Consider the following 22,141-nt stretch of genomic DNA (forward strand, 5'->3'; position numbering starts at 1 on the left):
GTGATGCCGGTGCTGTGAGGCGCAAAATGCTCAACTCACACTCGACGTCGTCACGGCGAACGCCGGGACCCATACCGCGGAATCTATCTAGGATGGCCGGTCGCAATCCCGAACGACCAGTCTTCGCACAACTACGGCCTGGGGTTATGGGCCCCTGCGTTCGCAGGGGCGACCCGTGGAAAATTTGCTGCGCCTGACTAAGCCGCGGTCGCCAGCTGCAGCTGGGTCGCCACCATCCGCTCCAGCGTCTCGACGGACTGGAAGTTCTCCGGCGTGATCTCGGCTTGCGGGATGGTGAAGTCGAACTCGGCTTCGACGCCGAGCATCAGATTGACCATGTCCATCGAGGTCAGACCGACATCGACGAGCTTGGCGGACGGCGAGACGTCAGCGACGAGCGAATTCTGCTCGAGGATGCCCTTCACCAGCTTGATGATGCGATTGCGTACGTCGGTATCAAAGGCTTGCATCGGCAAATTCCCGTCTGTCTGTCAAAGGTCGGACCGGCTTGCCGCTACGATGGGCACGGCCTGCCGGTCCCGCAATGGGCGACACCAATACTTCGCGTTTCTTAGTAAACGATGACTCAGATTGTCTGGAATTCGGGCTTCTTCCAGATTCCTAACGCGATGCCGGAAAAGCGGGTGATGCAAACAACCGGACCTTAACTGTTCGTTCGGAATTGGGCTTTGTTTACCCTCTATTTCATCGACGAATTTGAATTAAATCCGTAGCCTCGTCTCACAAGCAAAGATGGCCGGAGGATCGCTTACGCGCATCGCGAATGATGCGGGCGATCTCGAACGGCAAACCGGAGGCGGACGAGTATGAACGTGCGTGAAGCAGTCCTCACTGTCGATGAAACGCAGACGGGCCTCCTCGAGCAGGGTCCCTCCCTGATTGAGCGCGCCGCCCGGACCGCCGCAGCTGCCGCGTCCGAAGCAGACGCGGTCGATCGCGACGCTCGTTTCCCGCACAAGGCATTCGAGGTCGCACGCGAGCAGAAGCTGCTCGGCGTCATGATCCCGGTCGAGTTCGGCGGCTTCGGTGCCTCCATCTACGACGTTACCGACATCTGCTACACGCTCGGGCGCGCCTGCGCCTCGACCGCAATGATTTACGCGATGCACCAGACCAAGGTTGCCTGCATCATCAGGCACGGCCACGGCATCCCCTGGATGGAAACCATGATGCGGCGGGTCGCCCGCGACCAGTGGCTGCTCGCCTCCTCTACCACCGAAGGTCAGAACGGCGGCAACATACGGGCCAGCGCCGCTGCCGTCGACCACGCTGGCGATACCGTTTCGCTGGTGCGCGACGCCACCGTGATCTCCTACGGCGCGGAAGCCGACGGCCTCGTCACCATCGCCCGCCGCGCCACCGAGGCCGCCGCCTCCGACCAGGTTCTGCTGGCGCTCGCCAAGGACGATTATTCGCTGAAGCGGACGCTGGGCTGGGAAACGCTCGGCATGCGCGGCACCTGCTCGACCGGTTTCGAGCTGAAGGTCGATTGCCCCGCCGACCGCGTCTTCCCGGAATCCTATGACAAGATCCACGCCCAGACCATGACGCCGTTCGCGCATCTGTGCTGGTCGTCGGCCTGGGCCGGCATCGCCGCCGCAGCCGTGACCCGCGCGCAGGCCTTCATCCGCAAGGCGGCCCGCACCTCCGGCGGCCAGATGCCGCCGGCCGCGGCGCATTTCACCGCCGCCAAGATGTCGCTGGCGAAGCTGCGCGCGCTGCTGTCGGCCAATATCGACGCCTTTGCCCGCGCCGAGCATGACGAGCGCGCGCTCGGCTCACTCGACTTCCAGTCCTCGATCACGCTGCTGAAGGTGCAGGCTTCCGAGCTCGCGGTCGAGACCGTGATGCATGCGATGCGCACGGCCGGCCTCTCCGGCTACCGCAACGACGGCGAGTTCACCATGGGCCGGCACCTCCGCGACGTGCTGTCGTCCCCGATCATGATCAACAACGACCGTATTCTGGCCAATGCCGCGACATCGACGCTGATGAGCGGCGTGCCGACAAGCCTTCACGACTGAATCAACAATAACAATTTTGAGATAGCAGGACATCGCGCCATGAATATTGCCATCCTTCCCGACTCACCCGCGACCGCGCCGCAGATGATCGATCCGCTCGATCATCTCGCCGACAAGCTGTTCCACCGCATGGGCGCCGACGGCGTCTACGCCCGCACCGGGCTGTATGAAGGCGTCGTCGAGAAGCTCGCCGCGCTGATCACGAGCCATCGCGAGAGCGGCACCGAGGTGATGCGCTTCCCGCCGGTGATGAGCCGGGCTCAGCTGGAGAAATCCGGCTACCTCAAGAGCTTTCCGAACCTGCTCGGCTGCGTTTGCGGCCTGCACGGGACCGAGCGCGAGATCAACGCCGCGGTGAGCCGCTTCGATGCCGGCGGCGACTGGACCACCTCGCTGTCTCCCGCCGACCTCGTGCTGTCGCCCGCCGCCTGCTATCCGGTCTATCCGATTGCGGCGAGCCGCGGGCCGTTGCCGAAGGGCGGCCTGCGCTTCGACGTTGCCGCCGACTGCTTCCGCCGCGAGCCGTCGAAGCATCTCGACCGGCTGCAATCGTTCCGGATGCGCGAATATGTCTGCATCGGCAGCCCCGACGACGTCGCCGATTTCCGCGAGCGCTGGATGGTGCGCGCGCAGAAGATCGCGACCGACCTCGGCCTGACCTTCCGCGTCGACTATGCCAGCGATCCCTTCTTCGGCCGCGTCGGCCAGATGAAGGCGGTGAGCCAGAAGCAGCAGCAGCTCAAGTTCGAGCTGCTCATTCCGCTGCGCTCGGAAGAGCAGCCGACCGCCTGCATGAGCTTCAACTATCACCGCGAGCATTTCGGCACGACCTGGGGAATTCAGGATGCCGGCGGCGAGCCGGCCCACACCGGCTGCGTCGCCTTCGGCATGGACCGGCTGGCTGTCGCCATGTTCCACACCCACGGCACCGACCTTTCCGCCTGGCCCGCCAGGGTGCGGGACGTCCTGGGCCTGCAGCCGCAGGTCACGGCCGACGCCCATGTCGAAGGCTGGCGCTAGCAGCATGATCCCGATCCGAAGGACCGAGTCAGCGAAAAGTGCGAAGCGGTCTTCCGAAAACATGCTGAAGCAATAGACCAAACGAGGCCTGTCATTTCCACGGGTAAGACGAGCGTGATTCACACCAAGGTGCGATGCCGCGAGATCACCGAGTCCGACGCCGAAGCGGTCGCGGACCTGCTGACGCGCGGCTTCGTCGGCCGCTCGCGGAACTATTGGATTCAGGGTCTGCGCCGGCAGGCCTTCCGGTCTGTCCCGGAGGGCTATCCGCGCTTCGGCTACATGCTCGAGAGTGACGGCACGCCGGTCGGCGTGCTGCTGCTGATCTACACGGCGCGGAAGGACGGCGCGGAGACCGCCATCCAGTGCAATCTGTCGAGCTGGTATGTCGATCCGGCCTACCGCAACTATGCCCCACTGCTGACCAAGATCGCGCAGCGGCACAAGGACGTGACCTATTTCAACATCAGCCCGGCGCCGTGGACCTGGCCGATCATCGAGACGCAGGGCTTTCGCGCCTATTGCCGCGGCATATTCTTCTCGGTGCCTGCCCTGGCGCGCCCCCCGCGCTGGAGCGAGATCGAGGTCATCTCGCCTCACGCCAAGACGATCGAGGGGCTTTCCGAAGCCGAGACCGAGCTTCTGACGCGGCATGCGCGCTACAATTGCCTCAGCCTCGTCTGCCGCACACCGAAGGGAACATTCCCCTTCATCCTGCAACCGGTCCGCATCCGCCGCGGCTTCCTTGCGCCCCCGGCGATGAAGCTGATCTATTGCCGGAACGCCGCGGAATACGCCGCCTGCGCAGGCCGCATCGGCCGGCTGCTGCTTCGGCTCGGCAAGATCGCGGTGGCGATCGATTCCAATGGGCCGATTCCCGGCCTTGTAGGTATTTATACCGAGCGGCGCGGTCGCAAATACTTCAAGGGCCCGCACCGGCCGCAGCTCGGCGATCTCACCGACACGGAACTCGTGTTGTACGGACCGTAATAGGACCCGCAGCCAGCATTCCAGCACCGTCATCCTGAGGTGCTCGCCGCGCGCAGCGTGGTGAGCCTCGAAGGATGAACGGCCGGGATGCAGCCGGGCCGTCGTCCTTCGAGGCCTTCTTCGCTCCGGCACCTCAGGACGACGGTGAAAGGGTCGGGGCCTGGGATTGGGCCCCACCGTGCAGATCGCGACACACACATCTCTCCGTCGCCAGTCACCCTCCGTAAACTACTGCGCTTAAGGGAATTTTCCGGCCTCTTCGCTACCCTCGGTGGCTGAATTAGGTTGCGTTAAGTCTATTGCTCGCCGAGATCCCGCCGATCCCATGATTTCGACCCGCGACAACGAGCTTGGTGCACGCCGCGAGCAGGGCCCGGAGGCCCTGGTCGCGCTGAGCCAGCTTGCGCTCGACCACATGGAACAGGGTGTCTGCGTCTACGATGCCGACAACCGGATCGTGCTGGTCAACCAGCGTTATTTGAGCCTGTTCAACATGTCGGCCGAGATCGTGCGGATCGGCACGAGCTATCGCGACGTGCTCGCTCACAGCGCCTCGCTCGGCAACTTCCCGGTGAGCGAGATCGAGACGCTCTACACCAGGCGCGTGGAGCAGATCGCAGGGGGAAAGCCGTTCCGGACCGAGCAGCAGCTTGCGACCGGCCTCGTCATGTCGCTCGAACTGAAACCGCTTCCCGGCGGCGGCTGGATGACGATCTGCGACGATGTCAGCCGCCTCGCCCGGCTCGAGGCGGAATTGCGCGTGCAGACCGAGCGCAGCCAGCACGCGCTCTCCAACATGTCGCACGGCCTCATCATGTACGATGCCGACAGCCGTGTCGTCGTCTGCAACGAACGGTTCCTGAACCTCTACAATCTCGACCCCGAGATCGTGAAGCCTGGGGTCTCGCATTGCACGGTGATCGACCATTGGGTGTCACGCGGCAATTTGCCGGGCATGGCGGCCGACGAATTCCAGAACTCCAGGTTGGAGGACGTGCGGGCCAGAAAGGCGAAATCCCTGCTGGTGATGCGTTATGACGGACGCATGGTGCAGGCGGTCTCCCGCTTCCTGCCCGACGGCGGCTGGGTGACCGTGCATGAGGACGTCACGGAGCGGCTGCAATACGAGGAAACGCTGAGGCAGCAGAACTTCATCCTCGATGCGGCGCTGGAGAATATGGCGCATGGGCTTGCCTTCTACGACAGCGACATGCGCCTTCGCGTCTGCAACACCACCTACCGCAAGATCTACCGGCTGTCCCCGGAGGAGACCAGGCCCGGCACGCATCTCGCCGAGCTGATCGAGCGCTCGATGACGAACGGCGCGTTCTCTTCCGAATACAGCCCGCAACAGCTGCTGGAAGCCGCCAGTGCGAGGATCGCCAATCACGACGCCTCCCCAATGCGCCGACGGATGTCGAACGACACCGTGATTTCGGTCAGGTACTGCGCTCTGGCCCAGGGCGGCTTCGTCGCCACTTACGAGGACATCACCGAACGCGAGCATGCGATCGAGGAGCTGAGCGAGCAGTATCGCCGCTTCGACGCGGCGCTGAACAACATGAGCCAGGGCCTGTGCATGCTCGATGCGAGCCTGCGCGTCATCGTGTGCAATCGCCGCTACATCGAGATGTACGGCCTGTCGCCGGATGTCGTGAAGCCCGGCATCTCGATGCGCGAGATCATGGAGCATAGCTGCGAGCTCGGCATCCATCAGAACACCACAGCCGCGCGGCTCTATGCCGACTACGTCGAGCGGCTGCGCGAGGGCGAGCATACGCTGCACCGCCATTTGAGCGACGGCCGCATCATCAAGCTCAATCACAAGCGGATGGAGCATGGCGGCTGGGTCGTCACCTACGAGGACGTCACCGAGCGCCACAAGGCCCAGGCGCGCGTCGCGCACATGGCCCGGCACGATTCGTTGACCGACCTGCCCAACCGCACGCTGTTCCGCGAGAAAATGGGCGAGGGACTGAACCAGGTCGCGATCGCCGGCGGCGCCATGGCCGTGCTGTGCTTCGACCTCGACAATTTCAAGACCGTCAATGACCGCCTCGGCCACGCCGCCGGCGACCGGCTGCTGCGCTGGGTCGCCGCGCGACTGAAGGAGAATGTCGGCGAGCACGACACCGTCGCGCGCCTCGGCGGCGACGAGTTCGCCGTCCTCCAGCGCGGCCCGCAGCCGCAATCGGCGGAAAAGCTGGCCCGGCGCCTGGTCGAGGTCATCGGTCATCCGCCGCCGCTGGAAAGCCAGTCGATCCATGTCGGCGTCTCCGTTGGCATCGCGATCGCGCCCGACCACGGGCTCGATGCCGACGAGTTGATGAAATGCGCCGATCTTGCGCTGTACCAGGCCAAGGCCAAGGGGCGCGGCGCCTTTCAGCTGTTCGAGCCCGAGATGGAGGAAGAGGCGCGCAGCCGGCACGCGCTGGAGCACGATCTGCGCGGCGCGCCCGAGGCGCGTGAATTCCATCTGGTGTTCCAGCCGCAGGTGCGGCTCGATTCGTCCGAGCTCACCGGGTTCGAGGCGCTGCTGCGCTGGAAACATCCCTCGCGCGGCTTCGTCTCGCCGGCCGAGTTCATTCCGATCGCCGAAGAGACCGGGTTGATCGTTCCGATCGGCGAATGGGTGCTGCGCAGCGCCTGTGCGACCGCCGTGTCCTGGCCAAATGTCACCGTCGCGGTAAACCTGTCGCCGGTGCAGTTCCGCTCGCGCGGGCTGGTGGCAATGGTCACGAGCGCACTTGCCGAAGCCGGCCTGCCGCCGCAACGGCTCGAGCTCGAGGTCACCGAAACGGCGCTGCTCGACGACAGCGAGGCGACGATCGAGATCCTGCACCAGCTTCGCGCGCTAGGGGTGCGCGTCAGCCTCGACGATTTCGGCGTCGGCTATTCCTCGCTGAGCTATTTGCGCAAATTTCCATTCGACCGCATCAAGATCGATCGCTCTTTCGTCGGCACGCTCGGCGAAAGCCCGGAGAGCGTTGCCATCGTCCGCACCATCGCGAGCCTCGGCTCCGTGCTCGGCGTCGAGACGACCGCGGAGGGTGTGGAGACCGAGGAGCAACTCGACTTCGTCCGCGAATGCGGCTGCACCGCCGTGCAGGGCTATTATTTCGGCAGGCCGTGCCCCGCATCGGAGGTCGGCCGCACCATCGAAACGCTGAGCACGGTCCGGCGCGTGGCATAACGGCTTCGGCTCCCTCAAATTCCGCCTCTCGGCACACGACCAAACGACGAATTGTCGCATGTGCCGCCTCAAGAGGGATTGCCGCACCGCCCGGCGCCCGCAGTCCGCGCAACGCGCTTTTCTTCTCCCTCGATTTCAGGAACAATCGCCTCGCAAGAACGAAAGACGGCGGCCCGCGAAGAGGCCGCCGCGAGGGAGGAGTTTCGATGCCGCGATACGGGCTGAAGACGATCGCATTTGCCGCGATGCATGCTGTCATGGGCGCATTGCTCTCGACTGCCGCCAGTGCGCAGGACTATCCCAGCAAGCCGATCACGCTGATCGTGCCGTGGCCGGCCGGCGGATCGACCGATATCTCGATGCGCGCCATCGCCGACAGCGCCTCGAAGGTGCTGGGGCAGCCGATCGTGATCGACAACAAGGCCGGCGGCGGCGGCACGGTGGGACCTGCGACCATGGCGGCGGCCGCGAAGCCGGACGGCTACACCATCGCACAGATCCCGATCACCGTCTTCCGCCTGCCCTTGATGCAGGAAGTGTCGTGGGATCCGGCCAAGGATTTCAGCTACATCATCCATCTCACCGGCTACACCTTCGGCGTGACCACCAGCGCGGAGTCGCAGTTCAAGAGCTGGAAGGACGTGGTGGAGTTCGCAAAGGCGAACCCGGGCAAGGTGACCTATGCCACGCCTGGCGCCGGCACCTCGCTGCATATCGGCATGGAGCAGATCGCCGCGATGTCCGGCATCAAGCTGACGCAAGTCCCTTTCAAGGGCGGCGCGGAGACCAACGCTGCGGTGCTGGGACAGCACACCATGCTTCAGGCTGATTCCACGGGATGGCGGCCGCTGGTCGACGCCGGCAAGCTGCGGCTGCTGATGGTGTGGACCGGTGCACGCTCGCCGAACTATCCCGACGCGCCGACGCTGAAGGAGCTCGGCTATCCCATGGTCTACGATTCCCCGTTCGGCATCGCCGGCCCGAAAGGCATGGATCCAAAGATCGTCGCCAAGCTGCACGATGCCTTCAAGAAGGCGGTCGAGGACCCGGCGGTCGTCGCGACACTCGCCAAATACGACATGGTGCCGAACTACAAGAATACCGAGGACTACAAGAAGTTCGTCGTCGAGGTCACGGAGTCCGAGCGCAAGGTGATCGAGACCCTCGGGCTCGCGAAGAAGTAGGGCTGAGCCAGTTCCGTGCCTCGGACGCGGTGCAGCGCTTCTTCAGCGGTGCACCGCAGAGCCGGGACCCACCTTTTGCCACGAACCTATGGGCCCCGGCTCTGCAGCGCACCGCTTCGCGCTGCGCAGCGTCCGGGGAACGGCCGAGAGAGCGCCGATGAACAACCAAACCAACGTCAAGCTCCGCCTCAGCAACTCCGAGCTCTGGGGCGGGCTGATCGGGCTCGCGCTCGGCGGCTTCGTGATCTGGTCCGGCATGAAGCTCAAGCTCGGCACCATCAACGATCCCGGCTCCGGCTATGTGCTATTCTACACGGGCATCCTGATGTGCGTGTTCGCAGGCGCCATCATCGTTTCGGCCGTCACCGAGGGCGCCCCGACGCTGGCCTCGCGCTGGGAGAACGTGCGCTGGAGCAAGCCGCTCCTGCTGACCGCCTGTCTCGTGGCATTCTCCATTGCACTGGAACCACTCGGCTTCCTGCTGTCGTCGATCCCCTTGGTGCTGCTGCTGTTGCGGCTGATCGATCCCGTTCGCTGGACGCTGGCGATCCCGATCGCCGTGCTGGTGCCATCGGGCATGTGGTGGGTGCTCAAGCGGCTGCTGTTGATCCAGCTGCCCTCTGGCCTGTTCGGAATCGGTTGACCCCATGGATACGCTTGTCAATGTCGCCCATGGCTTCGGCGTCGCGCTGCTGCCGATCAACCTGCTCTATTGCTTCATCGGCGTCTTCATCGGCACGCTGGTCGGTGTGCTGCCGGGCATCGGGCCGATCTCGGCGATGTCGCTGCTGCTGCCCGTGACGCTGTCGGGCACGCCGGAATCCGGCATCATCATGATGGCCGGCATCTATTACGGCTCGATGTATGGCGGCTCGACCACCTCGATCCTGGTCAACATTCCCGGCGAGGCAGCTTCCGTCGTCACCTGCATCGACGGCCACCAGATGGCGAAGCAGGGACGCGCTGGCCCTGCACTCGGCATTTCCGCCTTCGGCTCCTTCATTGCCGGCACGTTCGCGCTGATCGCCTTGATGCTGGTCGCGCCGAAGCTTGCCAGCGTCGCCATCGCGTTCGGCCCGGCCGAATATTTCAGCCTGATGGTGCTCGGCCTCGTGGTGCTCACCTTCCTCACCCAGGGTTCGATGCCGAAAGCATTGCTGATGGCGTGCATCGGCGTCGTGCTCGGATTGATCGGGCTCGACAGCATCACGGCACAGCCGCGTCTGACCTTCGGCCGCATGGAGCTGATCGACGGCATCGGGCTCGTGCCTGTCGTGATGGGCCTGTTCGGCGTTGCCGAGGTACTGCTCAACACCGAGCAGGCGATCAAGCGCGACATCATCAACACCAGGATCACCCATCTCTTGCCCACCAGGGAGGACTGGAAGGCGAGTGCAGGTCCGGTCGGCCGCGGCACCATCCTCGGCTTCTTCCTGGGCATTCTGCCGGGCGGCGGCGCGGTCGTGGCGTCCTTCGCCTCCTACGCGCTGGAGAAGCGGCTATCGAAGACGCCCGAGCGTTTCGGCCATGGCGCGATCGAAGGCGTTGCGGGGCCGGAATCGGCGAACAACGCCGCGGCGGGCGGCGCATTCATTCCGCTGATGACGCTCGGCATTCCGCCGAACGTGGTGATGGCGCTGCTGCTCGGCGCGTTCGTCATTCACGGTCTGCAGCCGGGGCCGCTGCTGATCACGCAAAACCCCGGCCTGTTCTGGGGCATCGTCGCCAGCATGTATATCGGCAACGTCATGCTGCTGATCCTGAACCTGCCGATGATCGGCATGTGGGTGCAACTGCTCAAGCTGCCCTACAACATCCTGTTTCCCCTGATCATCCTGTTCACGATCCTGGGCGTCTACTGCTCCAGCAACAACGTGTTCGATGTCTATGTGATGATCGCGTTCGGCATCATCGGCTATTTCATGCGCAAGCTCGGCTACGAGCCGGCACCGCTGGTGCTGGCCTTCGTGCTGGGACCGATGATGGAGAACAATCTGCGCAAGTCGCTGATCCTGTCGCAGGGCGACCTCTGGACCTTTTTGCAGCGGCCGATCTCCGCGGTGTGCCTGGCATTCGCAATGGTGCTGCTGATCGCGCCGCTATTGCCGTCGCTACGCAAGAAGCGCGAGCTGGTGGCGCTGGATGAGGGAGCGTGAAGGCTTCGTAGGATGGGCAAAGCGAAGCGTGCCCACCATTCGCGCCGAATTGTTGGAGAGATGGTGGGCACGGCGCAAGTGCGCCTTTGCCCACCCTACGAGATCTCAGCTCGCTGCAGGCAGCGCGTTATCCGGCGGGGCGCCCCACGGGCGTTCCGCTGATGCCAGCCCGATCAACCTGCCCTGGATGTAGTCGCAGCCCCAGTCGCGCAGCATGTTGGCGGCCTCCTCGTCCTGCACCCATTCGGCCACCGTCTTGATGTCGAGGCGGCGGGCGAGATCGATCAGGGTCTGCACGAAGGCGCGATCGTCGGCGGAATGTGTGATGTTCTGCACGAACGCACCGTCGATCTTGACGATGTCGACGCCGAGCTTGCGCAAGTTTCGGAACGAGGTATAGCCGGCGCCGAAGTCGTCGATAGCGATGCGGCTGCCGAAATGCTTGAGGCGGCCGACGAAGGCGCGGACGTCATCGATGTCCTGGATCGCGACCGTCTCGGTGATCTCGACGATCAGCCGCTCGGCAACACCCGGATGGGCCTGCATCAGCGATTCGATTCCCGCCCACCAGTCCGGATCCATGGTGGTATCGGGCGAGATGTTGAGGCTGAGGCAGATGTCGGGCGCGGCGGCGAGCTCGGCGACCACGAGCTCGAGCACGCGGTGATCGACCAGGCGAATGAGGCCGAGCCGCTCGGCGACTGGCACGATGTCGGGCGCGAGCAGCACCTGACCGTCGCCCTGGTCCATCCGCACCAGGCATTCATGGAATGCGCGCTCGCGCGAGCCGGCCGACACCACCGGCTCATAGGCGAGCTTGATGCGGCGCTCGTTCAGTGCGGTGACGATCTCGTCGGTGACGCGGATGTTGACGCGGCGCTGCGCATCGCGTGTGGCATCCGGACGCCATGCCGCGAACGAGCCGACGCGGCGGCGCTTGGCGGCATCCAGCGTCTCATGGGCGCGGTTGACGGCCTCGTCGGTGTTGCGGGCATAGCGCGGTACGCTGACCGCGCCGATCGAGGCGGTGACCGAGACCGGACCGGATTTGGTCGGCACCACCTCGTCACGGATGCCGGCAAGGAAACGCTCGGCGGCGACATTCATGTCATCGACGGTGCAGTTCTTCAGGATCAGGCCGAACTTGTTGCCGGAGAAGCGGCCGAGCACGTCGCCGCCACGCAGGCGCGAGCGGATGCGCTTGGCGACGTCGAGGATCACGGCGTCGGCAACGTCGAAGCCGAAGGCGTCGTTGACGCGGGCGAGATGGTCGATGCCGACCAGCATGAAGGCCGCGGTCGAGCGGAAGCGGGTCGTCTCCTCGATCGCCTCGGCCAGCGCGGCAATCAGATGAGAGCGATTGAGCTCGCCGGTCAGCGGATCGAGCCGGGCCAGCTTGGTCAGCTCCTCGTCGCGGGCGTGGCGTTCATTGTTGATTCGGACCGAGCCGATCGCGCGCACCGGGCGGCCGTCGGGGCCGGCGAACCAGCGGCCGGTCTCCTCGATCCAGATCACGGGATCGGCGGCGCTCATGCGCACGCCGTACTCGACCCGGTAGGGCGTGCCGTCGGCACCATGCACGGCATAGGCTTGCGCCAGCGCGGCGGTCCGCAGCGATGGCGCGGGCTCGATCAGCTTGGCAAATTCGGCGCCCGTCGCCAGCCGCTCGGCGGGAATGCCGGGAAAGACGCTGGCGACCTGGTCGCCCCAGACCATCGCGTCACTGCCGATATCCCAGGCAAATACGGCCTGGCCGAGGGCGGCCAGGATGTCGGAGGCTTGCGGTAATGCGGGGGTCAAAATCGCCTCGTTTCGGGACAGCGGGAAAGTCCTGAGCTGACACAGGATAGAGCCAGATTCGTCCCCAACCCTAGGCAAAGTTGATAAACAATTTGGAAACCACGTTTCTACAGGCCGGGGGAACCAAACCGGCCCATCCGGCATAGGCCTTGCGAGTACTGACACGCACCCGGCACCAGCGTCCCGAGACGCGACAGGCTCTGCCGGATCAACGGTGATGGCGATGTTGAGTACCGATCGATCGGACGCGGCGGACAACGGCACGGGCACGGCCCTGGTGCCGGTGCTTCCGATTTTGCAATGGGTCCACAAGACGCCGTTGCCGCGCCCCGATCCGAGCTTCGTCGCCCAGTTGATCGCGAATGCCGAACATCTGCCCCAGGCGAGCCGGCTGCGTCGCGCCTCTTCCGAAGATGCGCAGACGGCCTATGGCGGCAAGCGCCCGCTGCAGAGCGTCAGCGCGCGCACGCGGCAGGTGGCTTGAGATCGATCAGCGCGGCGGCGTGTCGGGGGACGGAGACGTGCCGTCGCCCGGCTGCAAATGCGGCGAGGGGACTTCCGGCGAGGGCGTGCTCTGCACCGGCTTCGGCGCGGGAGGATCCATCAGCACGGATTCGGCGACCGACTGTGCCGAGGGCGCGGGCGGTGCTGCGAGCGGCGAGGACACCGGCTCGAACTTGGGCTCGGCCACGGCATCTCCCGCCGGAGCTTCCACCTGACGCTTGGCCTTGCGTGGCGCCGGCACCGTTGTCTCGGCGACATAGGTGACGCGGCGGCGCGTGCGCTGGGCAATGCCGCCGAGGAAATCCGCCATCGCGAGCAGCACCAGCAGGAAAAAGGTCGAGTTGCCAAATTTGGGCCACATCACGAATTCGGCAGCGGCCGCGCCGAACAGGATCAGTGACAGCAGATGATCCATCAGGAATTTCGAGCCGGGCCGCGCGCCCTTAACCACTTCGAGCAGCAGCAGCACGATACCGAGCGCCAGCATCACGTCGGCGAGCGTGACCGGCCAGGTCTCGCCTGACACCATCGGCACCTTGAACAGCACATCCGTGAAGGACACGCTCGGCATCAGGAAGGCGATGATGTTGTAGACCGCGAGCGGAATCAGAAGCAGCGGGAAACCGACCATCGGCGAAATGCCTTCTCGATCAAGATATCCAGACAGGACAATGCGGCGGCGAAGCATTAGCTCCGCCGCCGTCACTGTCATATCTCATGGGTTGGCCGAAATCAGGCAGGCCCGATTATCCTGCCTGGAGAAAGGTCCTTAACTCAGGACTCTTTCTTCTTCAGGACCTGACGGCCCTTGTACATGCCGGTCTTGAGGTCGAGATGGTGCGGACGACGGAGCTCGCCAGAGTCCTTGTCTTCCACATAGGTCGGCTTCTTGATGGCGTCTGCCGAGCGGCGCATGCCACGGCGCGACGGCGAGGTTTTTCTTCTCGGAACGGCCATTTCAATATCCTCTAGGGATTGGTGTTATCAGGGCATCGTCCGCGAGGGACGGCTCAGCACCCGCAATCCGAGGCGAGCTGAATGCCGATCAAGGCCGCGCTTATAGAGGAAGGCTGGCCGCAAAGCTAGGCTCTTGGGCCGGAAAATACGCCCGGAAAGGGCCCAAAATCAGCGATTTTCCCGCCAGCAGGTCGTAAGCGAAGAGGCCTGCGCCCTTGCCACATAGGTCCCGGCCAGCCGCCGGACGCCCGGACCGGGGGTTTTAGCGCTGCGTTTGACCGGATTCGGCAGGATCGAGGCCAGAAGGGCCGCCTCCCGGGGGGAGAGGCCGGCGGCCGATTTGCCGAAGGCATAGGCGCTGGCCGCCCCCACCCCGAACTGGCCCTGCGGGCCGAGCTCGGCGATGTTGAGGTAAATCTCCAGGATCCGCGACTTGGGCAGGACGAGATCGATCCAGAGCGCCAGCGGGAGTTCGAGTGCCTTGCGGACAAAATCCCGGCCCTGCCAGAGGAACAGATTCTTCGCGACCTGCTGGGTGATCGTGGAGGCGCCCCGGAACGGCATACCATCCTCCTGCGCGTCGTCGATCGCCTCGCGTAGCGCGCCCCAATCGATGCCGTGATGCTTGCAGAAATGGGCATCCTCGGCCGCAACCACCGATCGCGGCAGCGAGGGCGACATCGCCGCCAGATCGATCCATTCCCGCTGCATCGGCGCGCCGCGAAGCGAGCGCCACGCCATCAGCGTCGAAACCGGATGGCCGGTGCGGTAGAACGGCGCGATCACATAGGGCGCGAGAATGACGACCGCGAGCGCTACCAGCAGGATTTTGACGATGCGCAAATCGACCTTTCCGGCACGGAACGAAACGCGGCCACGGCTCTCCCCATTAAGTCTGTGATAATCCGGGCCTTTTCCAGCACTTTTTAGGCCTTCCAAACGATTGACTGGGGCGGGCGCATAAAGGATTGTCCCGCCGAATTTTAGTTCTGGAGCCCTTCTTGATGACCGGCACGTCCCCGTCCGATTTCGCCAAGCGTCTGGACAAGACCGCTGATGACACCGAGGCCCTGCTCGGGCGCCTGTTGTCGGACGACATCCTGCACGATGAGATCGCCCGGCCCAAGCGACTGATGGACGCAATGCGCTATTCGAGCCTGAACGGCGGCAAGCGTCTGCGCCCGTTCCTGGTGGTCGAGAGCGCGGCTGTGTTCGGTGTTCCCCGTGAAGCCGCACTGCTGGTCGGCGCCGCGCTCGAATGCATCCACTGCTATTCGCTGATCCATGACGATCTGCCCGCCATGGACAATTCCGACCTGCGCCGCGGCCGCCCGACCTTGCACAAGCAGACCGATGACGCCACCGCGATCCTCGCCGGCGACGGCCTCTTGACGCTCGCCTTCGACATCGTCACCCGCGACGAGATCCATCGCGACGCCAATGTGCGGCTACTGCTGACACGCGCGCTGGCGCGCTGCGCCGGCATCGGCGGCATGGTCGGCGGCCAGATCCTCGATCTCGCCGGCGAAGGCCGCTTCGGCGGCAACGAGCCGATCGATGTCGCCCGCATTCAGCAGATGAAGACCGGCGCACTGCTGCGTTACGGCTGCATCGCCGGCGCGATCCTCGGCCAGGCCACGAAAAAGGAATATCAGGCGCTCGACGATTACGGCCGCGCGCTCGGCGAAGCCTTCCAGATCGCCGACGATCTGCTCGACGTCGAAGGCGATGCGGCTGCGCTCGGCAAGCCGGCCGGCGCCGATGCCGCACTCGGCAAGACCACCTTCGTCACCCAGCTCGGCATCGAAGGCGCCAAGCAGCGCGTGCGCGACCTGCTCGCGCGGGCCGACAGCGCGGTCTCGATCTTCGGTGAGCGCGCCGCCGTGCTGCAAGCGGCCGCGCGCTTCGTCGCCGAGCGGAAGAGCTGACACGCATCGATGGCGGCCGAGGGCAAAGAAGACCCCGTCCTCGCCCGCTTCCGCCAGATGTCGCGGCCGATGCGGCTGATCTATGCGCGGCCGCGGACATTCATCGCGCTCGCGGCTGGCGTCCTGGTCTGCCTGCTCTTGCCGGGCTCACACCGGCTGGTGACACGGCTCCTGTTCGGCTGGGATGCACTGATCGCGGTCTATCTCGTGCTGGTCTACGCAATGATGCTTTGCAACGACCATCAGCACATCCGCCGCGCCGCCGCGATGCAGGACGACGGCCGTTTCGTGATCCTGCTGGTGACGGCGATCGGCGCCTTCGCCAGCATCGCCGCGATCGTCTCGGAACTCGGCACACCGCACCGGGGCGTGTTGGAGCTGACCATCGCAATCAGCACCATCGCGCTGTCATGGGCCGCCGTGCACACGACCTTCGCGCTGCATTACGCGCATGATTTTTATCGGAGCGCCAAGCCGGGCGGCCTGCAGTTTCCGAGCGGCGACAAGGAAGACCACGCCGACTATTGGGACTTCGTCTATTTCTCGTTCGTGATCGGCATGACCGCGCAGGTCTCCGACGTCGGCATTACCGACAAGACGATCCGCCGCACGGCCACGGCGCACGGGATCGTGTCGTTCATCTACAACACGGCCTTGCTGGCACTGACGGTCAACATCGCGGCGAGTGCGATTGCGACCTGACGTCGTCCCGGCCTTTTGGGACGACGATCTGGATCATGCGCACCCTCAACGACACACTTCGGCATTGGCGTCGTTGCCGGGGCCGCCGCCGCCGCGATATTCGAGGTGACAACCGCGGCTGACCGGGCGGCAGCCAGTGCTATTGCAGATGACTTGCCCGCCACCTGCGGCGCGACCGGCGCCCGTGGCAGCCGCAATGCCGGCTGCGGCACCCAGGCCGTCCGCAGCTCCGACAGCCGCACCGCCGGCCTGGCGACGCTGCCGCGCCGGACGATCCTCGCTGTCGTCGCGCCGCGAGGTTGCGGGCTTGGAAGCTGCGGGCTTGGAAGCCGTGGGCTTGGCGGCGCGCTTCTTCTCGCACTCATTGTCGTCGTTCAGCGCATAACCGTCGCCGCAGACGATCCTGGTGCACTTGTCGCCATCGGCCTTGAAGCCGTGCTCGCAGACCAGCGGGCAGACGCGCGACGGCTTGGCCTTGACCGCATCCAGCGCGTCAGTGCTCGCTACCTTCACGTCGAGCTTGGTGCCGGCATAGCGGTTGAACTGCGACAGCGAGCGTTGCGAGGACGTACTCCAAGTGCCATCGGCAGCGCCCGAGAAGCAGCCAACGCGGCCGAGCTCGGTCTGCACCGAGCGGCTGAGATCGGCCGGCGCGGTCGCCGGCGTCAGGGTGGCAACATTGGTGCCTGCAGGGCTCGCCGTGCTGGCCGGCGCCGCGCTCGGGGCCGCAGCGGCGAGGTTGACGCGCTGCTGCTCGGCGGCAGCTGCCTGCTGCTGCGCCTGCTCCTTGGCCTTCTGCGCGGCGAGCTGCGCCTGCTCGGCGGCCTTCGCATCGGCCGCGGCCTTGGCCTGTGCATCCTTCTGCGCGCCAAGCGCGGCGAGACGATCACGTTCCGCCTCGGCCTGTTTCGCCTTCTCGGTGGCAGCCGCATGGGCCTGCTCGGCACCAATTTTCTCGACCTGAAGCTTGGCGAGGCTGGCATAGAAGCCATCGGGATGCTGGGCGAGGAAGGCGGCCCACGCCGCCTTGTTACCGACCTGGAGGGCGAGCTCGTAATCGCGGCGGATGTCGGCCTGCGGGTTCGGTGCAGGCGCAACTGTTGCTGCGGCCGTCACCTTGACCGGAACCAGCGGCACGTCCTCACCACCGAGCGAGCCGTAGACGAACGGCTCCTGTTTGTTACCGGTCGACTTGAGCACGTCGTCGCGCACGAAGCCGAAGGCGCGGCGGACGTCGAGGCCCGGCGTCGTCAGATGCTTCGACAGCGCGACCGTAAAGGGACTGTTGGCCCCGTCGCCGTCCTGGGCGGTGAAGCCGGCCTTCGCCGAATAGGCGATCAGCGTGTTGGGGCTGGTCGGCTCGACCTGGGCAAGCCCCCGGCCGATACCGCGCGCGGCCACCGTGCGCTTCATGGTCTTGCCGAACGGATTATCGCGGCAGGCGTCCAGGATCACCAGCCGAAGCTGTTTTGCCGGTTCGACGGCGACCAGGACGCGGTCGAGCGAGAGCGCCTCGTCGTAGACGTCGGTGTCGCGCTCGAGCTTGGCGTCGACGGGGATCAGATAATTCGAGCCCTCGACCTCGATGCCGTGACCGGCATAATAGACCACGGCGATGTCCGCATTGCGGGTCGCATCGGCAAACTCGCGCAGCACGCGCCGCGTATCCAGGGCCGACAGGTCGTGGCGGAAATCGACGCTGCTGAAACCGGCCTCCTTCAGCGTCTTCGCCATCACGGCACCGTCGTTGACGGGATTGGCGAGCGACGGCGCGTGCTGATAGGCCGAGTTGGCGATCACCAGCGCGACGCGGTTGCCGGCAAAGGCGGGATCCGTGCCGAACAGCAGCACGGCGGCGAGGAGGAGCGGGCAGAGTCTGAGCAGGTTGCGCATGACACAACTTCCGAAGTTCGGGACGTTTCGGTCCCCTTTGGACCGCTTTAGCAGGATCCGGTGCCGGCGCTTGTGATGGAGGTCACCAAGGCCGCTCCGGCGACAGCCCGAAGGACCCCCTTTGTTTGTCGCGCCAGCGCGGTCGTGGTTCGCCGAATTCCCTTAGGCATCACCGATATGCCCCCGATATTGCGGCAGATTGTCCGTAATGTCGTGCCAGGGCGCCTTCGAGGCCACGAAGATATGGGCATTCGGCCGGATCGAGGGGGCATCAACCAGGGTTCCCATGGCGACATGGACCCATTGTCCTTCACGCACCCGGGAATAAAGCAGCGAGCCGCACCGGGCACAATGGGCGTCATGGGTGGTGTCGTCGCCGAAAATCATCCGCAGATCTCCTCCCCGGACGATGCGAAGCTTGTCCTGCGCGATGCCGGCGAACGGCTTGAAGGCGGAGCCGGTGGTGCGACGGCAGTTCGAGCAGTGGCAGTTCATCGCATAGGAGAACGCGTCGACCACCTCAAAGCGCACGGCGCGGCAGTAGCATTCGCCGATCAGGATACGAGCGTTCGAAGTTTCTGATCCGGTCATTCCAACACCCTCGCGCTATTAGCGAGAGACACCCATAGCGCATTTCGACGTGTACGACTAAGTTCCGCCCAAGCCATCATTCAAAGGGATGACCCATGAGCCAGAACCGTTCGAGTGTCGAAGCCGTCGTGCAATCCTATTTCGACGGGCTCTACGAGGGCGACGCCGAGAAGCTCGGCACCATCTTCCATCCCTCCGCTGACTTGCGCTGGGTCGAGAAGGGCGAGCTCCAGGTCCTGACCGTGCCCGACTGGCTCGACCGCGTCCGCAAGCGTGCCTCCGCCAAGGCCGAAGGCAAGCCGCGCGAGGATTTCATCGTCACCATCGACCGTTCGGACGACAAGACCGCCTTCATCAAGGTCCGTTGCCAACTGCCTCCGCGTTTCTTCACCGATTATCTGGTGGCGATGAAGCTCGCCGACGGCTGGCAGATCGTGTCGAAGTCGTATCGGTATGACCTGAAGGAGTGAGGAGACAAAGCCTTCCACTGTCCGACTTGGGAGGCACTCTCTTCTTCTCTTCGTCAGTACGAGCCCAACTCTCGCCACACGTCATTGCGAGGAGCTCTTGCGACGAAGCAATGACGGCGCAAATAGCGCGTCCATTTCAACCCCACCTCCGGCTCCCCTGAAAGCCTGCGATGCCTCTCGACCGCCGTTCCCTGCTCGCCTCGCTCGCCTGGATGGCTGCGTCTCCGGCGCTTGCCGCGGAGGCGCCGCCCGAACTCGAATCCTATGAGCGCGAGAGCGGTGGTCGGATCGGGGTCTATGCAGAGAACCTCGCGACCGGCAAGAAGCTCGCCTGGCGCGCCGACGAGCGCTTCGTCATGTGCTCGACCTTCAAGGCCTCGCTCGCGGCCTGCGTGCTGGCCCGGGTCGATCGCGGCGAGGAGCAGCTTGCGGCGATGATTCCTTACAGCAAGGCCGACCTCTTGGACTACGCGCCGGTTGCCAAACAGAATCTTGCGGCCGGCGCGATGTCGGTCAGCGACATGTGCAAGGCGATCGTCGAGCTCAGCGACAATACCTGCGCCAATCTGCTGCTGGCGCGGATCGGCGGCCCCGCCACGCTCACCGCCTTCTGGCGATCGCTCGGCGACGGCATTTCGCGGCTCGACCACAACGAGCCCGAGCTGAACCGTTCGCCGCCCGGCGATCCCCTTGACACCACGACCCCAGCGGCGATGGCCGGCAATCTGCGGCGTCTGGTTACGGGTGAGGCGCTGTCGCCGGCCTCGCGTGCCCTGCTCACGGACTGGATGGTGAACTGCAAGACCGGCGCGAACCGGCTGCGCGGCGGCCTGCCCGCAGGCTGGACCATCGGCGACAAGACCGGCAACAACGGCAAGGATGCCTCGGGCGATATCGCGGTGGTCTGGCCCAAGTTCGACAACAAGCCCGGGGCGCCGATCCTGATCGCGGCCTATACCCAGGGCGGCACGCCGAATGCGGCGCAGATCGAAGCCGCCTTTGCACGCATCGGGCGGATGGTGGCCGAGCGGCTGGCGTAAGCCGCGCGCATTGACGGAGCAGTCGCTTCCGGGTCAAGACAGACCATCATGGAAGCGAAGTTTCAGACCTTTCTCATCCTGCTCGCCGTACTGGCAAGCGTGGCGCTGGCCGCACGCCGCTTCAACGTCGCCCCCGCCATCCTGCTGATGCTGGCCGGCGTCGGCCTCGCCTTCGTGCCCGGCATGCCTCCGGTGGAATTGCCGCCGGAACTGGTGCTGCTGATGGTGCTGCCGCCTTTGATCTACTCGGCGAGCGTCGCCATGAGCTGGCGCGAATTCAAGAACAATTTGCGCCCGATCGTGCTGCTCGCGGTCGGCGCGGTGATCTTCACCGCAGCAATGGTGGCGGCCGCCACGCATTATCTGATCGGCCTGCCCTGGACCATCGGCTTCCTGCTCGGGGCCATCGTCGCGCCGCCCGACGTGGTGGCTCCGCTCGCGATCGCACGCCGGCTCAACATGCCGCGCCGGCTCCTGGTCATCCTGGAGGGCGAAGGGCTCGCCAATGATGCCACTGCGCTGATCTTGTACCGCTTCGCGCTGGCCGCCATCATGGTCGGGCATTTCTCGCTGCCGCTCGCGGCCGGAGAATTCCTCCTCATCGTCGCCAGCGAGATCGCCTTCGGTATCGGCGTCGGCTGGCTCTCCCTTCGCTTCCGCAAATGGTCCGGGGATCCGCAGGTCGAGCTGACGCTGTCGCTGATCACCCCCTACGTGTCCTACTGGCTGCCCGAGCATCTCGGCGGCTCCGGGGTGATCGCGACGGTGGCCTGCGGTCTCTATGTGAGCTGGAACGGCCCGTTGCTGATCTCGTCGGCAACACGTCTCCAGGGCATCTTCTTCTGGGACCTCGTGATCTACCTGATCGAGGGCCTGCTGTTCCTGCTCACCGGCTTCCAGATGCGCGCGCTCTACGAGAAGTCGAAGGCATTCCCGCTCGACGACATTCTGATCGCGACCGCCGTGGTCGTGGTGATCGTCGTGGTCGCGCGCTTCGCCTGGCTCTATCCCGCAACCTATCTGCCGCGGATACTCAGCAGGTCGTTGCGCGCGCGCGATCCGTCGCCGCCCTGGCAGTGGCCGTTCGTGCTTGCCTTCACCGGCGTGCGCGGCGCGGTGTCGCTGGCGGCGGCGCTGGCGCTGCCGTTCACGCTGCCCGACGGCGAGGCGTTTCCGTATCGCGACCTGATCCTGTTCGTGGCCTTCGGCGTCATCTTCGTCACGCTGATCGGCGTCGGGCTGACACTGCCGCCGGTGGTGCGGTGGCTCGGCGTCGCCGAGGCCGGCCGTAACGAGCATGCCGCCGAGCACGAGGCCGAGATCGCCGCACGCCGCCAGGCGCTCGATGCAGCACTGAAATCACTCGACGCGCTCACCGAGCAGAAGGACGTTTCCGACGAGGTCATGCGGCTGCTGCGCGCCCGCCACGACATCCGTGTCAACCAGCTGCCTGATTCACTGGACCCCACCCACCACGACGTCTCTGCCGCCGGCACCGCGCTGACCCGCGACCTCATTGCCGCCGAACGAAAATTCATCCACGATCTCCTGCGCGACGGCCAGATCACCGACGAGACGCGCCGCCGGATCGAGCGCGATCTGGATCTGGAGGAAGCCAGCCTGGCGAATCGGGAGTATCGGCGGACGCCGCTGTAGGCGGCCCGTCAT

Annotated in this window: 20 protein-coding genes; 13 read left to right on the plus strand and 7 right to left on the minus strand. The window is 65.1% G+C overall.

Annotated features, from left to right (window positions below):
- Positions 1–197: 197 nt before the first annotated feature.
- Positions 198–470: a phosphopantetheine-binding protein gene (locus AABA86_RS05565; protein WP_338306047.1), complete on the minus strand. Its 273-nt coding sequence runs from the start codon at positions 468–470 to the stop codon at positions 198–200.
- A 357-nt stretch (positions 471–827) separates the two neighbouring features.
- On the opposite strand from AABA86_RS05565, the gene AABA86_RS05570 reads away from it, so the two are divergent.
- The 7 genes from AABA86_RS05570 to AABA86_RS05600 all read left to right on the plus strand — a co-directional run bounded on the left by AABA86_RS05570 (position 828) and on the right by AABA86_RS05600 (position 10,588).
- On the plus strand, positions 828–2,045 hold the full coding sequence (locus AABA86_RS05570; RefSeq protein ID WP_338306049.1) for an acyl-CoA dehydrogenase family protein: 1,218 nt from the start codon (positions 828–830) through the stop codon (positions 2,043–2,045).
- 39 nt (positions 2,046–2,084) lie between these two features.
- Entirely contained in the window at positions 2,085–3,065 is a 981-nt protein-coding gene (locus AABA86_RS05575) for an amino acid--[acyl-carrier-protein] ligase (RefSeq protein ID WP_212243775.1), read from the plus strand.
- A 114-nt stretch (positions 3,066–3,179) separates the two neighbouring features.
- Complete coding sequence (locus AABA86_RS05580; protein ID WP_212243774.1) at positions 3,180–4,055, plus strand: acyl-CoA acyltransferase; 876 nt, start codon at positions 3,180–3,182, stop codon at positions 4,053–4,055.
- Between the two features lie 325 nt (positions 4,056–4,380).
- Positions 4,381–7,248: a PAS-domain containing protein gene (locus tag AABA86_RS05585; RefSeq protein ID WP_338306052.1), complete on the plus strand. Its 2,868-nt coding sequence runs from the start codon at positions 4,381–4,383 to the stop codon at positions 7,246–7,248.
- Between the two features lie 206 nt (positions 7,249–7,454).
- Positions 7,455–8,432, plus strand: coding sequence for a tripartite tricarboxylate transporter substrate binding protein (locus AABA86_RS05590; protein WP_212243772.1), 978 nt, complete (start codon positions 7,455–7,457; stop codon positions 8,430–8,432).
- A gap of 157 nt (positions 8,433–8,589) precedes the next feature.
- Complete coding sequence (locus AABA86_RS05595; RefSeq protein ID WP_338306054.1) at positions 8,590–9,075, plus strand: tripartite tricarboxylate transporter TctB family protein; 486 nt, start codon at positions 8,590–8,592, stop codon at positions 9,073–9,075.
- A gap of 4 nt (positions 9,076–9,079) precedes the next feature.
- On the plus strand, positions 9,080–10,588 hold the full coding sequence (locus tag AABA86_RS05600; RefSeq protein ID WP_212243770.1) for a tripartite tricarboxylate transporter permease: 1,509 nt from the start codon (positions 9,080–9,082) through the stop codon (positions 10,586–10,588).
- Positions 10,589–10,693: 105 nt separating this feature from the next.
- Here the strand turns inward: AABA86_RS05600 and AABA86_RS05605 are convergent, their stop codons facing one another.
- Positions 10,694–12,388: a bifunctional diguanylate cyclase/phosphodiesterase gene (locus tag AABA86_RS05605; protein WP_338306056.1), complete on the minus strand. Its 1,695-nt coding sequence runs from the start codon at positions 12,386–12,388 to the stop codon at positions 10,694–10,696.
- A gap of 223 nt (positions 12,389–12,611) precedes the next feature.
- Here AABA86_RS05605 and AABA86_RS05610 point away from each other — a divergent pair, with 223 nt between their 5' ends.
- Entirely contained in the window at positions 12,612–12,872 is a 261-nt protein-coding gene (locus AABA86_RS05610; RefSeq protein WP_212244123.1) for a hypothetical protein, read from the plus strand.
- A gap of 6 nt (positions 12,873–12,878) precedes the next feature.
- Here AABA86_RS05610 and AABA86_RS05615 read toward each other — a convergent pair whose 3' ends face one another.
- The 3 genes from AABA86_RS05615 to mtgA form a co-directional block, all read right to left on the minus strand.
- A complete protein-coding gene (locus AABA86_RS05615) occupies positions 12,879–13,523 on the minus strand; it encodes a hypothetical protein (protein ID WP_212243768.1) in 645 nt (214 codons plus the stop codon).
- Between the two features lie 143 nt (positions 13,524–13,666).
- On the minus strand, positions 13,667–13,849 hold the full coding sequence (rpmF, locus tag AABA86_RS05620; RefSeq protein ID WP_007598106.1) for a 50S ribosomal protein L32: 183 nt from the start codon (positions 13,847–13,849) through the stop codon (positions 13,667–13,669).
- Between the two features lie 168 nt (positions 13,850–14,017).
- Entirely contained in the window at positions 14,018–14,692 is a 675-nt protein-coding gene (mtgA, locus tag AABA86_RS05625; RefSeq protein WP_338306058.1) for a monofunctional biosynthetic peptidoglycan transglycosylase, read from the minus strand.
- Between the two features lie 161 nt (positions 14,693–14,853).
- On the opposite strand from mtgA, the gene AABA86_RS05630 reads away from it, so the two are divergent.
- Both AABA86_RS05630 and AABA86_RS05635 read left to right on the plus strand, forming a co-directional pair.
- Positions 14,854–15,777: a polyprenyl synthetase family protein gene (locus tag AABA86_RS05630; protein WP_097668290.1), complete on the plus strand. Its 924-nt coding sequence runs from the start codon at positions 14,854–14,856 to the stop codon at positions 15,775–15,777.
- A 9-nt stretch (positions 15,778–15,786) separates the two neighbouring features.
- On the plus strand, positions 15,787–16,479 hold the full coding sequence (locus tag AABA86_RS05635) for a DUF1345 domain-containing protein (protein ID WP_338306062.1): 693 nt from the start codon (positions 15,787–15,789) through the stop codon (positions 16,477–16,479).
- 45 nt (positions 16,480–16,524) lie between these two features.
- Here AABA86_RS05635 and AABA86_RS05640 read toward each other — a convergent pair whose 3' ends face one another.
- Positions 16,525–18,372: a caspase family protein gene (locus AABA86_RS05640; RefSeq protein WP_338306064.1), complete on the minus strand. Its 1,848-nt coding sequence runs from the start codon at positions 18,370–18,372 to the stop codon at positions 16,525–16,527.
- Between the two features lie 162 nt (positions 18,373–18,534).
- Positions 18,535–18,963 carry a GFA family protein gene (locus AABA86_RS05645; RefSeq protein WP_338306065.1) on the minus strand — a complete coding sequence of 143 codons (429 nt, stop codon included), beginning with the start codon at positions 18,961–18,963 and terminating at the stop codon, positions 18,535–18,537.
- A 95-nt stretch (positions 18,964–19,058) separates the two neighbouring features.
- Between AABA86_RS05645 and AABA86_RS05650 the strand changes: the two genes are divergently transcribed.
- The 3 genes from AABA86_RS05650 to AABA86_RS05660 all read left to right on the plus strand — a co-directional run bounded on the left by AABA86_RS05650 (position 19,059) and on the right by AABA86_RS05660 (position 22,129).
- Entirely contained in the window at positions 19,059–19,433 is a 375-nt protein-coding gene (locus AABA86_RS05650; protein WP_212243760.1) for a nuclear transport factor 2 family protein, read from the plus strand.
- A gap of 170 nt (positions 19,434–19,603) precedes the next feature.
- Entirely contained in the window at positions 19,604–20,473 is an 870-nt protein-coding gene (gene bla, locus AABA86_RS05655) for a class A beta-lactamase (protein WP_338306067.1), read from the plus strand.
- Between the two features lie 48 nt (positions 20,474–20,521).
- The gene (locus AABA86_RS05660; RefSeq protein ID WP_212243757.1) at positions 20,522–22,129 is read left to right on the plus strand and encodes a Na+/H+ antiporter; all 1,608 of its coding nucleotides are present in this window, start codon (positions 20,522–20,524) and stop codon (positions 22,127–22,129) included.
- Positions 22,130–22,141 lie beyond the last annotated feature (12 nt).

This window comes from Bradyrhizobium sp. TM233 (assembly GCF_036247965.1).
GTDB classification, from domain to species: domain Bacteria; phylum Pseudomonadota; class Alphaproteobacteria; order Rhizobiales; family Xanthobacteraceae; genus Bradyrhizobium; species Bradyrhizobium ottawaense.

Coding starts and splice junctions, on each gene's coding strand:
- AABA86_RS05565 (WP_338306047.1), bottom strand. CDS start 470: ATGCAAGCCTTTGATACCGACGTACGCAATCGCATCATCAAGCTGGTG.
- AABA86_RS05570 (WP_338306049.1), top strand. CDS start 828: ATGAACGTGCGTGAAGCAGTCCTCACTGTCGATGAAACGCAGACGGGC.
- AABA86_RS05575 (WP_212243775.1), top strand. CDS start 2,085: ATGAATATTGCCATCCTTCCCGACTCACCCGCGACCGCGCCGCAGATG.
- AABA86_RS05585 (WP_338306052.1), top strand. CDS start 4,381: ATGATTTCGACCCGCGACAACGAGCTTGGTGCACGCCGCGAGCAGGGC.
- AABA86_RS05590 (WP_212243772.1), top strand. CDS start 7,455: ATGCCGCGATACGGGCTGAAGACGATCGCATTTGCCGCGATGCATGCT.
- AABA86_RS05595 (WP_338306054.1), top strand. CDS start 8,590: ATGAACAACCAAACCAACGTCAAGCTCCGCCTCAGCAACTCCGAGCTC.
- AABA86_RS05600 (WP_212243770.1), top strand. CDS start 9,080: ATGGATACGCTTGTCAATGTCGCCCATGGCTTCGGCGTCGCGCTGCTG.
- AABA86_RS05610 (WP_212244123.1), top strand. CDS start 12,612: ATGTTGAGTACCGATCGATCGGACGCGGCGGACAACGGCACGGGCACG.
- AABA86_RS05615 (WP_212243768.1), bottom strand. CDS start 13,523: ATGGTCGGTTTCCCGCTGCTTCTGATTCCGCTCGCGGTCTACAACATC.
- rpmF (WP_007598106.1), bottom strand. CDS start 13,849: ATGGCCGTTCCGAGAAGAAAAACCTCGCCGTCGCGCCGTGGCATGCGC.
- AABA86_RS05630 (WP_097668290.1), top strand. CDS start 14,854: ATGACCGGCACGTCCCCGTCCGATTTCGCCAAGCGTCTGGACAAGACC.
- AABA86_RS05635 (WP_338306062.1), top strand. CDS start 15,787: ATGGCGGCCGAGGGCAAAGAAGACCCCGTCCTCGCCCGCTTCCGCCAG.
- AABA86_RS05640 (WP_338306064.1), bottom strand. CDS start 18,372: ATGCGCAACCTGCTCAGACTCTGCCCGCTCCTCCTCGCCGCCGTGCTG.
- AABA86_RS05645 (WP_338306065.1), bottom strand. CDS start 18,963: ATGACCGGATCAGAAACTTCGAACGCTCGTATCCTGATCGGCGAATGC.
- AABA86_RS05650 (WP_212243760.1), top strand. CDS start 19,059: ATGAGCCAGAACCGTTCGAGTGTCGAAGCCGTCGTGCAATCCTATTTC.
- bla (WP_338306067.1), top strand. CDS start 19,604: ATGCCTCTCGACCGCCGTTCCCTGCTCGCCTCGCTCGCCTGGATGGCT.
- AABA86_RS05660 (WP_212243757.1), top strand. CDS start 20,522: ATGGAAGCGAAGTTTCAGACCTTTCTCATCCTGCTCGCCGTACTGGCA.